Genomic DNA, 12,945 nt, shown 5'->3' on the forward strand with positions numbered 1-12,945 from the left:
TTCCGTGTCAAGTGGGTGCCGGGCCGCTGTCGGCCCATAATGGAACATGCCCTTTTCCAAAGCCCGCATGGGCCTGCTCCTCGACGTCGACGGCCCCATCGCGAGTCCCGTCACCCGCACCGTTCCGCCGGGAATCATCAGCGACCTCATCACCTTGGCCGACGCCGGCTGGCCAATCATCTTCAACACCGGCCGCTCCGACGACTTCATCCGCAAGCAGGTCATGGAACCGATGCTTGCCGCCGGGATCCCCGCTGGAGTCGAGTTTCACGCCGTCTGCGAAAAGGGTGCGGTGTGGTTCAGTTTCAGCGCCGCGGGTGCCGGCGAAGTGCAGATCGACGAGGAGCTTGCGCTCCCGTCGAGCTTCGCCGACGACGTCCGCGACCTCGTTCTCGAGAAGTATCCCCACCTGATGTTCTTCGATGAGACAAAGCGCGCAATGGTTTCGGTCGAGCAGTCCCTTGAGGTGGAGAGCAGCGATTACCTGGCGGGCCAGAAGGAGTTCGACGCAGACGCACTCGACATCCTTCACAGCCACGACATGGGAGCGCAGCGGCTGGGCTTCGAGGAGCCGGACAGCAGCGGGAGCATCGCCTACCGCGTCGATCCGACGATCATCTCAACCGACATCGAGTCAATCCGGGTCGGGAAGGATCTTGGTGCCGAACGGGCGCTGCAGCTGATCATTCCGCAGGAGGCAATCCCGTCGGTCTGGCGGACTGTGGGCGATTCGCGCACCGATTACGCGATGGCCGATTACCTCCACCAGGCCGGGTACGACGTCGCCCATGTTGATGTGCGTCCCGCAGACGGCATCCCCGAGAAGCCCTACCCGGTGCTGACGGAGTCCGGTCTTATCCATGAGGAGGCCGGGGCCGCATTCCTCGCGCGCTGCGTGGCTTCCCTGCAGGGATAGACCCTCAGGCCGCGGTGCGGCGCAGGACGGATTCGATTGCGGTGCGGACTTCGGCGGAATCGGGCTCAACCGTCGGAGCGAAACGGGCGACGACGGCTCCCTCGCCGCTGATCAGGAACTTCTCAAAGTTCCATTTCACCAGCCCGGGGAGCACCCCCCGGTTCCGGAACTCGGTCAGGCGGGCGTAGAGGGGATGCTGGTTCCTCCCCCGCACCCGCGCCTTCTTCGTCAGGGGGAACGTCACGCCGAAGTTCCTTGTGCAGAACGAGGAAATGTCTTCATCGGTGCCGGGCTCCTGGTTGAGGAACTGGTTGCATGGGACACCTAGCACCACCAGGCCCTGCCCCCGGTAGTCCTGGTAGAGCCGCTCGAGGCCGGCGTACTGAGGCGTGAACCCGCACTGCGATGCGACGTTGACCACGAGGACGGTTCTGCCCCTGAAATCACCGAACGACTTCTGCGTGCCGTCGTTCATTGTCAGGCTGATGTCGTAAAGGTCTTCGGCGTACGTAAGGTCTCCCTGAGGCATTGCTGCTCCTTCATTGCGGTCCCGATGGTGCTACTTCGTTGCCGGCGTCACCTCGGATGGGAAGGGAACTCACTCTCCTTCGTCTTCGTGGAGAGGGGGAATGGGGTTTGATCGTTTCCGCGGGAGGCCAACGTTGTGATGAGCCTGGTTTCAGCTTGGCGCACCCAGTTGCGCACAACCTTCACCGCCGGTGATCCGGCGATCCCGCAATGGCAGCTCGACCTCGAGGACGGCGAGGACGCCGGCTATTTCCTGCCGGACTCCGCGGTGTGGGCGGTCCATGGTTCGATGACGCCGCTGGTCGCAGGGATCCGCGCACTGCTCCTTCAGGCGCTGCACCCGGGTGCAATGGCCGGTGTGCACGACCACTCCTCCTTCCGGGAGGACCCGCTCGGCAGGCTCGCGAACACCATCCGGTGGATCTTCACGGTCACCTACGGCTCAACCGGAACGGCGCAGGAGGGCTCGGCGTTCGTACAACGCCTTCACCGGCGGGTGCGCGGCAGCTATGTGGACAGCCACGGGGCGGTCAGGGAGTATTCGGCCGCCGACCCCGACCTCGTGCGCTGGGTCCATCTGGCGTTCACCGACGCATTCCTCGCCGCACATAAGTCCTACGGCCCGCCCATCCCGGGCGGGGGCGACCGGTATGTCGCCGAGTGGGCGAAGGCCGGCGAACTGATGGGCGTGGAATCACCGCCCCGCTCGGAGCGCGAACTTGCCGAACAGCTGTCCGCCTTCGAAGCCGAATTGACCAACAGCAGTCAGGTGCAGGAAGCGTTGCGGTACATCAAGCGCCCTCCCCTGCCGGCCTCCCAGCGGTTGGGCTACCGGGTGCTGTTCGCGGCGGCTGTCGCAACCCTTGAACCGCGCCACCGGGAGTTGCTGGGGCTGCGGGTGCCGTCCCTCGGCCCAATACCGCTGCCCGTTGATGCGGCGACCAGGCTCGTGCTGAGGGTCGTGAGGCTGGGCCTGGGCTCGGAGGGGCCGAGTGAGGCTGCCGCGCGGCGTCGCATCGCCCGGGTTCATTCCACTAGGCCGCGGACGGCATGAAAAAGCCCCGGCTGTTCCCGGCCGGGGCTTTGTTCGTTGTGCGGAGGATGGGGGATTTGAACCCCCGAGGGCGTTAACCCAACACGCGTTCCAGGCGTGCGCCATAGGCCGCTAGGCGAATCCTCCTACTTTGGAGCAGATACCAGAATACCCAAACAACACTGAACTGCCGAATCGTCGCCGTCTGGGCCGCGCTGGCGGGCCAATTTTCGTCGGTCTCTAGGGCCCGTTCTGCCGGCTCCTGACGGGTTGCCATATACCCACACAACTCTGAATTGCCGAATCGCCGCCGTCTGGCCCGCTCTGGCAGGCCACCTTTAGTCGGTCTCTAAGGCCCGTCATGCCGGGCGTGTCCTGATGGATTGCGTTATCGGACCGGTGTTGCAGGGCCTGTCTTACCGGCCAGTCGTGCGGCCCTGACCAGCGGGCGTGCCGTGCGGCCCTGTCCTGCCGGGCCCGTCGTATGACCCCGTCCTGCGGCCCTGTCCTGCCGGGCCCGCCCCGTCGCCCTGTCCCGTCTGCCCCATCGTGTGACCCCGTCCTGCGGGCCTGTCCTGCCGGGCCCGCCCTATCGGCCTGTCCCGCCAGCCTGTTTTGTCGGGCCTATTTTGTCAGTGGCGGGTGGTGGACTGTACCTATGGTCAACCGATCAGCGGAAACCACGGCCCCGGAAGCTTTCGGAGCCGGGTACGGGGTGCCCACGGCGGCCTTCGGTACAGGAAACGGGTCATCAGCCGCTGCCCCGGGCGCCGGGTGCGGAGCATCCAATTCCGCTTCCATGCACAGACCACCCAACACGGCCTCCGATACCGAGCACGGTTCGACTCGTTCAGCCTCTAGCGCCGAACACGCGGTGCCCGAATCAGCCTCCGACTCCGGGTACCGGGTCCCGAACTCCATCCCTGATGGCGGGTACGAAACGCCAGATTCGATCTTCGAAAACGAACTGTGGGCGCTCCTCGGCCATGAACCGCTTTGGCTCGCACAGTCGCTCGTCGCCCTTGACGACGAGGCGATCGCCGGGCTCGGACCGGACGACGCCCTCAGCGCGCTCGACCAGGTTGCTCGGCTTGAGCGGTGGCTATCGGCGATGAAAGCCCGGATCGTGCACAGGGTCGGTGCCGCCATGTCGGAAGCCGCCTCATCACCCAACGAGCGCCTGACGGCGTCGATGAACGCCGTCAGCGAGACGGCGTGTGTCCTCAAGATTCCAGAGGGAACCTCGGGTTTCCTGCTCAATGAGTCAGCCGCGCTTGTCGAGGACTTCCCGGCCTCACTTGAGGCGCTTGCCTCCGGAAACATCCACTACCAGCATGCACAGGTGATCATTCGGGAGGGCACAGGAATTCCGGAGCAGGCCCGCAGCAGCTATGAGGCAGCTTTGCTCGAAGCTGCACCGGAGCTTACTCGCCCGCAGCTCGCGGTTCGGGCCCGGCGTCTCCGCGAGAAAACCCACCCCGACGCCCATGCCGAACGCCGGGCCAAGGCCGAAACAGAGCGGGCCGTCTGGTTGGAGCCTGCTGCCGACGGAATGGCCTACCTAGGCGCCAGGCTGAAGGCGGAGCACGCGGTAGCGATGTTCGACCGCCTCACGCGCATCGCCCGGGCGGCCCAGTTCCCGGCGGAGGGGCGCACCTTGGCTCAGCTGCGGGCCGATGCATTGGTCGCCCTGGTGATCGAGGACAGCGCTTCGGTGAACGGCCCCTGCTTCGACGACCGCGGGCGATTTCGGGGCATCCGGCCCCAGGTGCTTGTAACCGTTCCGGTCCTGTCCCTGCTCGGCTCCAGCGACCAGCCCGCGGAGCTTGAAGGCTACGGGCCGATCCCGGCAACCGCCGCGCGTGAACTCGCCGCCGGCGCCCCAAGCCTGATCCGCCTGCTCACCGATCCGATTGATTCGACGGTGCTCGACGTCGGCCGCCGCCGATATCGGGTGCCGCGAGACCTCCGGACCTACCTCCGGGTTAGGGACAAGACCTGCAGGTACCCGGGCTGTAACAGCGCTGCTGGAACCGCCGACGTCGACCACACCATCGCGTGGGAAGACGGAGGAAGTACCCACCCCGGGAACCTCGCGTGTCTGTGCCCCAAGCATCACCGTATGAAACACGAGGCAGGGTGGTCCGTCGAGCAGTTCCGCGGCGGCGTGCTCGCATGGCGATCACCGACCGGGAGGAAGTACGTGACCCGGTGCGAGCCACCGCCCTCGGCTGTACCAGTGCTGCCGAACGGACCTCCGGAGCGCAGAAGCGAGGCCGATCCTCCGCCATTTTGAGAGTGTGTCGTTCTGGGGTGTGGTGGTTCTGAGAGTGTGTCGTTCTGGGGTGTGGTGGTTCTGAGAGTGTGTCGTTCTGGGGTGTGGTGGTTCTGAGAGTGTGTCATTCTGGTGGGCCGTTCTGAGCGTGTGGTCATTCTGAGCGTGTGGTCATTCTGAGGACAGCGTTGTCCAAGCAGTTGTGTCGCTCTAAGCATTTGCGCCCGCCATTCCAAACCTCGCTCGGCATTGCTCCACCCATGGTCCTAGTGCGGCATTCCACGGCGGCGCACAGTTCGAGAGCATCGTTCTGGGACCGGGATCACGGGCCCACAGCGGTCGCCCGATGAGGGCGGAAAACCAACCTCGGAGTTCCTGTAGACTATTTCCCGGCCCCTCATGTGGTGTCATCCTGTGAACTCCCCCAGGACCGGAAGGTAGCAAGGGTAAGCGGGCTCTGGCAGGTGCATGGGGGGTCTTATCTTTAAGCGTCCCGCTTCCCGGGACCAGCGCCCCAGAGGATGCCGATTGCCATCTCTCTGCACGCGGTAAGGAGCGCACCGATGGATCAGCAGTCAGGAGCCGGGCGGTTCGCCCCAAGCCCATCCGGGGAACTGCACCTCGGAAACCTGCGGACGGCCATGTTAGCTTGGCTCTTCGCCCGGGCCAGCGGACGACGCATCCTGCTCCGCATTGAAGACCTCGATGCGCAGCGCGCCGGTGCCGAAGCTGCCCAGCTCCGTGAGCTTGCCGCCGTCGGGCTGACGTGGGATCCACCGGTGGTCCGACAGAGTGAGCGTGGAACCCTGTATGCAGACGCCCTGGCCCGCCTTGAGCAGGCGGACCTGGTGTATGAGTGCTTCTGCACCCGGCGCGACATCGCCGAGGCGCCCTCCGCGCCCCACATTCCTCCAGGCAGCTACCCGGGCACCTGCCGGAACCTGTCCCCGGCCGAGCGAGCACTGCGGAGGGCGGAAAGGCCACCGGCCCTCCGGCTGCGCGCGAACACTGCGGCGTTCACCATCACCGACCTGCTTCACGGCCAATTCACCGGCATGGTTGATGACTTCGTCGTGCGGCGGAACGACGGCGTCCCCGCCTACAACCTTGCGGTGGTGGTCGACGACGCGGCCCAGGGCATCGATCAGGTGGTGCGCGGGGATGATCTGCTCAGTTCGGCGCCACGCCAGTCCTACCTGGCCGGGCTGCTTGGGCTACCCGCCCCGGTCTACGCGCACGTCCCACTTGCCCTGAATACCGACGGACGCCGACTCGCAAAAAGGGACGGCGCCGTGACGCTCGAAGCGCTTGCCGAGGAAGGTGTGACCCCAGTCCAGGTCCGCTCCCTGATCCTCGAATCCCTGAACCTGCCCGGCACCTCGCTCGCCGACGCCCTGCGGTCCTTCGATCCCGCCTCCCTGCCCCGTGAACCGTGGACTGTAAGCCCGGCCACCTTCTCCTCCACCGGAATGCGTTCCGTCACCCCCAACCGATAAGGTTCATCTGTGAGTACAGCCCTATACCGTCGGTACCGCCCCGAGACCTTCGCGGACGTGATTGGCCAGGAGCACGTCACCGCTCCGCTGATGGCCGCCATCGAGAAGGGGCGCATCAACCACGCCTACCTGTTCTCAGGACCCCGTGGTTGCGGTAAAACGACATCTGCTCGCATCCTCGCCCGCTGCCTCAACTGCGCAAAAGGCCCAACGCCCACCCCGTGCGGCGTCTGCGACAGCTGTGTCGAACTCGCGCGGAACGGATCCGGCAGCCTCGACGTCATCGAGATTGACGCCGCAAGCCATGGTGGCGTCGACGATGCACGCGATCTACGGGAACGCGCAACGTTCGCGCCCGTGCGCGACCGCTACAAGATCTTCATCATCGACGAAGCCCACATGGTTACCTCGGCAGGCTTCAACGCCCTGCTGAAGATTGTTGAGGAACCACCGGAACACATCCTGTTCATCTTCGCCACCACGGAGCCCGACAAGGTAATCGGCACCATCCGGTCCCGGACCCACCATTACCCTTTCCGGCTTGTGCCGCCGGAACCGCTCATTGCCTACCTTGAGCTGCTGTGCCGGCAGGAAAACGTGAGCGTCGCCCCCGGCGTTCTGTCGCTCGTGATTCGGGCCGGCGGCGGATCGGTCCGCGACTCCCTGTCCGTGCTCGATCAGTTGATGGCGGGTGCGGGTGAATCGGGCCTCGACTACGAGCTTGCCGTGTCCCTGCTCGGTTACACCCACGCAACGCTGCTCGACGACGTCGTCGACGCTGTTGCTGCGGGGGACGCAGCGACGGTCTTCACCGCCGTCGACCGGGTGATCCAGACAGGGCACGATCCCCGGCGCTTCGTGGAGGACCTGCTCGAACGTTTCCGCGACCTGATCGTGGTTCGCGCAGTCCCCGAAGGCGCAGCATCGGTCCTGCGGGGCGTGCCCGAGGACCAGCTGAACCGGATGCGGACGCAGGCAAACCAGTTGGGCGCCGGTGAACTCTCACGTGCCGCCGACGTCACCAACACGGCACTCACCGAGATGACCGGAGCCACCTCCCCTCGGCTGCACCTTGAACTGCTGTGTGCCCGACTGCTGCTGCCCGCGGCCGATGAATCCGCCACCGGCACCCTCGCCCGTGTCGATCGGATCGAACGTCGCCTTGAGTACGCCGGAGGCGCAGCGCCACTGACCGCTCCGGCGCAGGGCGAGGCGCCGTCACGGTCCACCGCTCCTGCACAAACCGCTCCGGCTCAGACGAATGGTCTCGCACGGGAAGCGGCCGGAGATCGGGCATCAAGGTCCGCCGCAGCGCCTTCGGCGGCTCCGGCGCCCTCGGTTCCCGCAACCTCGAACCCCACTGCGGTTCCAGCTGCAGCGGCTTCCACAACCATCGCACCAGAAACAGCTGCTGCTGGTGCCACAACACGGGAAACCGCGGAGCCTGAAGCTCCAGCGGCACCGACGGCAGACAAGACACGGCCATCGACGGTTCCAAGCTCCGCGGAGCGCGGCGCGCAGGTGCCGGCGCCTTCTCCGGATTGGGGCGGCAGCTGGGGCGCTGACGCCTCGACGCCGGCACCCGACGTCCCTGCAGCTTCCCGGCCCGCTGCGTCCGTGCCGGAATCAGCCCGGACCGAGCCCGCCCGCGCTGAGTCTGCCGCGTCCGAGACTGTCCAGCCTGAAACCACGCAGCGCGAGCCTGCCCGGGCTGAATCGGGTACGCCCGAGCGTCCGCAGGGAGGCCAGTCTTCTGCTGCAGCGACAGCACCGGCCGAACAGGTGTCTGGTGGAGGGTCCGGCCAGGTCGAGATGATCCGCCGTGCTTGGCCGGAGATCATGGAAGAGCTCGCGAAGATCAAGCGCATTACGTGGCTAAACGTCAACGTTGACGCGAAACCGCGCTCCTTCGACGGAAACCAGCTCGTTCTTGCATTCGCCACACCTGGCAATGCGATTGCTTTCCAGCGCGGACCGCACATGGACAACGTCAAACAGGCGATCCACAAGGTCCTTGGACTGACCTGCAGCATTGAGGCCATTCTCGATGGGCAGGGTGAGTCGGGCCCAAAAGTACCGGCTAGCCGGCCAACGCCGGCTAGGGCGGCCTCCGATGAGGCATCCGGCCCGCACAGTGGTCCCGCTCAGGCCACGCCCCCCGGCACGCCGGGTTCGGGTCCAACACCTTCGGTCCAAGCGCAGGGTGGAAGTCAGTCCGGAGCGGCTGGTGCGCAGCCGCAGGCACAAGTACGGACCGGAGAACGGCCACAGGGCCAAGGACACAACCGACCGCAGTCCGGAACGCAGCCGAGTGCTCAGTCACAGGCAAGTGTGCAGCCGCATGCCGGAACTCAGACTCCGGACCGGACGCCTCCTGCTCACGCTCAGCCCCAAGTCGGAGCGCAGCCGCAGGCCGGCGCGCAGCCCAGTGCTCAGTCACAGGCTGATGCGCAGCCGCATGCCGGAACTCGGACTCCGGACCGGACGCCTCCGGCTCACGCTCAGTCCCAGGCCGGCGCGCAGCCGAGCGCTCAGTCACAGGCAAGTGTGCAGCCACATTCACGAGCGCAGGCTCCAGACCGAAGCGCTCCGGTTCACGCTCAGCCCCAGGCCGGAGCACAGCCGAGTGCTCAGTCACAAGCAGGTGCGCAGCCGCATGCCGGATCTCAGGTTCCGGACCGGACGCCTCCGGCCCAGGCTCAGCCCCAAGCCGGAGCGCACTCCCAGGGAAGTGCGCGGCCGCACGGCGGAGCGCAGTCGCATGGCGGAGCGCAGACTCCGAACCGGACACCTCCGGTTCGGCCCCAGACGGGGGCCCAGGCATCGCCCATGGCTGCTCCGGGTGGGGTGCCCGAACCGCAGCGACGGGCAACTGACCCAGGACCGTTGCAGGCCGGCCCAGGTGCGACGCCTGCCGCTCCGTCGGCTGGGCAGACAGGGCCCGGAGCAGCGGCTCCCCGGCGCTCGGCGGCGGCAGCAGTTCCGGAAAGGGACACCGCACCGGAGCCGATGCCGACACCTGGGTGGACGCCAGACGCACCTGACGATGACTCATGGACCATGGTCGAACCGCCCGAAGATGCGTACGACCCGGGCCCCGGATACAGCGCCGCACCCAGCGGTCCCCCGCATGTGGAAGCCGTGCAGGCTCAGCGAAACGGTTCGACGGCAGCGGCGACCGTTTCCTCGGCGCGGCCGGCGTCTCCGGCCGGACTCGCGGCGGAAACCGGGGCGGGCGGAAGCGGTTTGACGGCAGGCACCTCCTCCGTAGACTCCCGCTCCCTCCAGGCCCAAGCGCTGCAGGGCCGCACCACGCAGACTGATGCCCCACGGCCTGACGCGGGATCGGCGGCCCGGACGCCACAGCAGGCAACGGCACCGACATCGCCGGGGCAGCAGGCAGCAAGCCCGGCGGCGAGGCCGGCGGCTCCGGGGGCACAGCATGCAGCGGGGCAGACAGCACCGGCTCAGCAGGCAGCGGCCCAAACGTCGCCGGAGCGGACAACACCGGCGGTCCATCGGACAGCCGGCCAGGCGGCACCGAACCAGACAGCGCCGGACCAGGGATCTGCTCAGCAGTCAGCGGCTCAGCAGGCGCCGTCCCAGCCAGCAACCAGTGAGCCAGCGCCTCTTGGCAAACCCGTCAGCCGCTATCAGCGGCTGCTCGATGAGGCTGCCCGGAAACGGGCGGAAAGCGCCGCAGCGGGCGAGCGCGCCGTAGACTTCAAGTATGTCGAAGACGAGCCCAGCGCCGACGATGAAACCATCGAAGAGGCAGGGCTGGTGGGCCGCTCGGCCATCGAACGCATCCTCAACGGCAGGCTGATCGAAGAACGCGGAATCGAAACGCAGTAGCCCGGCGCACCGCAAGCAGCAGTGCCGGAATTCCTACCGGTCATGCCGCAAAACGCCGCGCGACCAGCGCGGCATCCTCTGAATAGTGTGAAGAAGGTCAAGTGTACGAAGGCGCGGTTCAGGAGCTTATCGACGAGCTGGGACGCCTGCCCGGTGTGGGTCCAAAGTCGGCCCAGCGGCTTGCCTTCCACATCCTCGAAGCGGACACCGAAGACATGCAGCGGCTCGTCACGGCGATCACCACTGTCAAGGAGCGGGTGAAGTTCTGCGCCATCTGCGGAAATGTCGCGGAACAGGAAACCTGCGCAATCTGCCGGGATCCACGAAGGGATCCCACGATGATCTGTGTGGTCGAGGAATCTAAGGACGTTATTGCGGTTGAGCGCACCCGCTCGTTCCGCGGCCGCTACCACGTGCTCGGCGGGGCGATTAACCCCATAGCGGGCGTGGGCCCGGACCAGCTGCGTATCCGGGAACTGCTCAACCGACTCTCGGACGAGCAAATCCAGGAAATCATCATCGCCACCGACCCGAACCTCGAAGGCGAGGCAACCGCGACCTACCTGGTGCGGATGCTCAAGACCATCGGCATCCCTGTCACCCGTCTTGCTTCCGGGCTGCCTGTAGGCGGAGACCTCGAGTACGCAGACGAGGTGACCCTCGGCCGCGCGTTCGAGGGCCGCCGTTCGATGTCCTAGCCCCGCCCGAGCCCTACGCAATGGCCCCTAGGCGATGCGGGTTCCCTGCGCCAGCCTGCGTGCCGGCATTGTCAGTTTCCTGCGGCCCACCGCCAGCAGGCCTCCGGCCAGGAGGGACTGCAATCCGATGCCCAGCGGCCAGATCGGGTAGCCGTCGTCGATCTCGCGTGGCATCCCCTGGCTTTCGTCGCAGGTGATCTCATAGTCGGGCCCGGCCTGGAATGTTCGGACCTGAACGCTGATGCCTTCCATGACGCCTTGGGGCTGATAACTGGAGGAAATGTACCCAAAGCTCTGCTGCACCGAACGCGTATACGGAACAGCGTCAGCCACAATCACGAAGGGGTTCGCCGCGAGCAGCCAGGCTATCCGCTCGGTGTGCACAACCTGCTGCGTATTCGTCTGGGTCCGGCACTCGAAGTCCTCATCAGTGGCCTGGCGCGCCGGCGCCTGTACCCCTCCGTCCATCGCAGGGCCCGTGTACTCCATGTAGGAGGTGGTCACCTCGGCCTCCTCGGTGACAAGTGCGGAACTCAAGCCAAACGCGATGAGCGTCCCGAGGCCGAGCAGCGCAACAAGCATGTAGCTCGTGACAATCGAGAAGAGCGGCCGGGGCGCGATGGAAGAGACTCCAACACCGATGGCGCACACAAGTGCCAGTTCCACGGCGAGCATCAGCAGGGAAAGGAAGGCCTCCAGTGCCGGTACCCCGCCCAGCGCCAACGCCCAGAAGATGAAGGGGGCACTGAGCAGCAGGAACGCAAGGGAGCCGACCCATGAGGCAAGCCACTTGCCCATCAGGAGCTGGCTTGGCCGCAGCAGGGTGACCTGCAGGACCGCAAGGGTACCTCCCGCCCGGTCGCCGTTGATTGCGTTTGCCGAGAGCCCGGGGGCAACCAGCAGCCCGAAGAACAGGACGAACCCGACCACCAGGTCGAACAATAGCGCCCCGGTCTGTTCGTAGGTGCCGGTTGTGAGGAATCCGAGAAGGAACACCACGCCGATCACCACAAACCAGACGACCAGCATGATGTACCAGCCCTTGCTCCGCAGCCGCTGGCGCATTTCCAGCCCGAACACGGTCAGGACAGCCGACCGGTAGGAAAGGGTCCTGCTCTCGGCAGCCTGCTGTGGCTGCTGGATCTCTACGCTCATCGTCTTTCGGTATCCAGGCTCATGTAGGTCTCTTCAAGGGCACCGCCGGCCGGGGCGAAGGCGGTCACAACGACGTCGCTCAGCACCAGGGTGCGCAGCAGCCACGCCGCCTGCTCGGTGCTGCCCAGCAGCACCTGGAATTCGAGCCGGCGCGTGTCGCCACGCTCCTGGAACTGCACCCCGTGGCTCTGGAGCGCCGCGGCAAGTGCGCCCATGGGCTTGGCCTGGATGTAGTAGCGCCGGGCCTGGCTTCCGGCTTCGTCGAGGGTCTGGTTCTTGACCGACTCGCCCCGGTTGACGAAGACGGCGCGGTCGGCGATCTCATCGAGCTCGGACAGCACATGGCTCGAAACCACAATCGTTTTGCCTTCCTCGGCGAGACGCCTCAGGAGGGTCCGCAGTTCGACCCGTGATCCGGGATCGAGCCCCGACGCCGGCTCATCAAGCAACAGCACCGAGGGGTCGTGGATGAGGGAGCGCGCCAGGCTGAGTCGCTGCTGCTGGCCGCGGGAGAGGACACGGGCCGGCTGGCGCGCGTATTCACCGAGGCCCACTGCCTCGAGCAGCTCGTGTGCCCGCGCTACCCGCTCTTCCTTGCGCATCCCGTAAAGGGCGCCCGTGGTCGCCAACACCTCCAGCGCTGAAAGCGTTTCCCACATGCCAAGGGTGTCGGGCATCCAGCCAACGAGCCGCCGCACCCCTTCGGGGTCGGTCGCTGGGTCGAGGCCGGCCACCCGCACGGTTCCGGCGTCGGGCGCGAGCAGCGACGCGAGGACCAGCAGCAGGGTTGTCTTGCCGGACCCGTTCGGTCCAATAAGGGCTGTCACTTCACCGGGGGGAGCCACGAAGTCGATATGGCGTATCGCCTGCACGGAGCCGAATCTCCGCGCGACAGCCTCGACAACGATTCCCCCAAATTCGTTGTTCATAGGCAGACCCTATGCCATGAAGTGCGGATTTCTGCCCTCTTCCCGGCAGTAAATTGCAGC

9 protein-coding genes, 1 tRNA gene and 1 other RNA gene are annotated in these 12,945 nt (G+C 66.2%); 7 read left to right on the forward strand and 4 right to left on the reverse strand.

Going from position 1 to position 12,945, the window contains the following annotated elements; translation table 11 throughout:
- Nucleotides 1-46: 46 nt before the first annotated feature.
- Nucleotides 47-916 carry a Cof-type HAD-IIB family hydrolase gene (locus AC4D2R_RS10665; protein WP_490939962.1) on the forward strand — a complete coding sequence of 290 codons (870 nt, stop codon included), beginning with the start codon at nt 47-49 and terminating at the stop codon, nt 914-916.
- Nucleotides 917-920: 4 nt separating this feature from the next.
- Here the strand turns inward: AC4D2R_RS10665 and AC4D2R_RS10670 are convergent, their stop codons facing one another.
- Entirely contained in the window at nt 921-1,445 is a 525-nt protein-coding gene (locus AC4D2R_RS10670; protein ID WP_490939963.1) for a glutathione peroxidase, read from the reverse strand.
- Nucleotides 1,446-1,583: 138 nt separating this feature from the next.
- Here AC4D2R_RS10670 and AC4D2R_RS10675 point away from each other — a divergent pair, with 138 nt between their 5' ends.
- The gene (locus AC4D2R_RS10675; RefSeq protein ID WP_490939964.1) at nt 1,584-2,498 is read left to right on the forward strand and encodes an oxygenase MpaB family protein; all 915 of its coding nucleotides are present in this window, start codon (nt 1,584-1,586) and stop codon (nt 2,496-2,498) included.
- A gap of 41 nt (nt 2,499-2,539) precedes the next feature.
- Here AC4D2R_RS10675 and AC4D2R_RS10680 read toward each other — a convergent pair.
- A tRNA-Ser gene (locus AC4D2R_RS10680) sits at nt 2,540-2,624 on the reverse strand.
- Between the two features lie 727 nt (nt 2,625-3,351).
- Between AC4D2R_RS10680 and AC4D2R_RS10685 the strand changes: the two genes are divergently transcribed.
- From AC4D2R_RS10685 to recR, 5 genes are all read left to right on the forward strand, one after another.
- Nucleotides 3,352-4,773 (forward strand): HNH endonuclease signature motif containing protein, encoded by a 1,422-nt coding sequence (locus AC4D2R_RS10685; protein WP_490939965.1) that lies wholly within the window; start codon nt 3,352-3,354, stop codon nt 4,771-4,773.
- Between the two features lie 367 nt (nt 4,774-5,140).
- Nucleotides 5,141-5,236, forward strand: an RNA gene (ffs, locus tag AC4D2R_RS10690) — signal recognition particle sRNA small type.
- 79 nt (nt 5,237-5,315) lie between these two features.
- Nucleotides 5,316-6,248: a tRNA glutamyl-Q(34) synthetase GluQRS gene (gluQRS, locus tag AC4D2R_RS10695; protein ID WP_490939966.1), complete on the forward strand. Its 933-nt coding sequence runs from the start codon at nt 5,316-5,318 to the stop codon at nt 6,246-6,248.
- A gap of 9 nt (nt 6,249-6,257) precedes the next feature.
- A complete protein-coding gene (locus tag AC4D2R_RS10700; RefSeq protein ID WP_490939967.1) occupies nt 6,258-10,103 on the forward strand; it encodes a DNA polymerase III subunit gamma and tau in 3,846 nt (1,281 codons plus the stop codon).
- 101 nt (nt 10,104-10,204) lie between these two features.
- Nucleotides 10,205-10,801, forward strand: a complete 597-nt coding sequence (gene recR, locus AC4D2R_RS10705; protein ID WP_490939968.1) for a recombination mediator RecR — start codon at nt 10,205-10,207, stop codon at nt 10,799-10,801.
- A 27-nt stretch (nt 10,802-10,828) separates the two neighbouring features.
- Here the strand turns inward: recR and AC4D2R_RS10710 are convergent, their stop codons facing one another.
- Together AC4D2R_RS10710 and AC4D2R_RS10715 are read right to left on the reverse strand one after the other, a co-directional pair.
- Entirely contained in the window at nt 10,829-11,956 is a 1,128-nt protein-coding gene (locus AC4D2R_RS10710; protein WP_490939969.1) for an ABC transporter permease, read from the reverse strand.
- The gene (locus AC4D2R_RS10715) at nt 11,953-12,885 is read right to left on the reverse strand and encodes an ABC transporter ATP-binding protein (protein WP_490939970.1); all 933 of its coding nucleotides are present in this window, start codon (nt 12,883-12,885) and stop codon (nt 11,953-11,955) included. Before AC4D2R_RS10715 ends, AC4D2R_RS10710 begins: the two co-directional genes overlap by 4 nt.
- Between the last annotated feature and the right edge of the window lie 60 nt (nt 12,886-12,945).

It is taken from the genome of Arthrobacter sp. TJ-217, assembly GCF_058269255.1.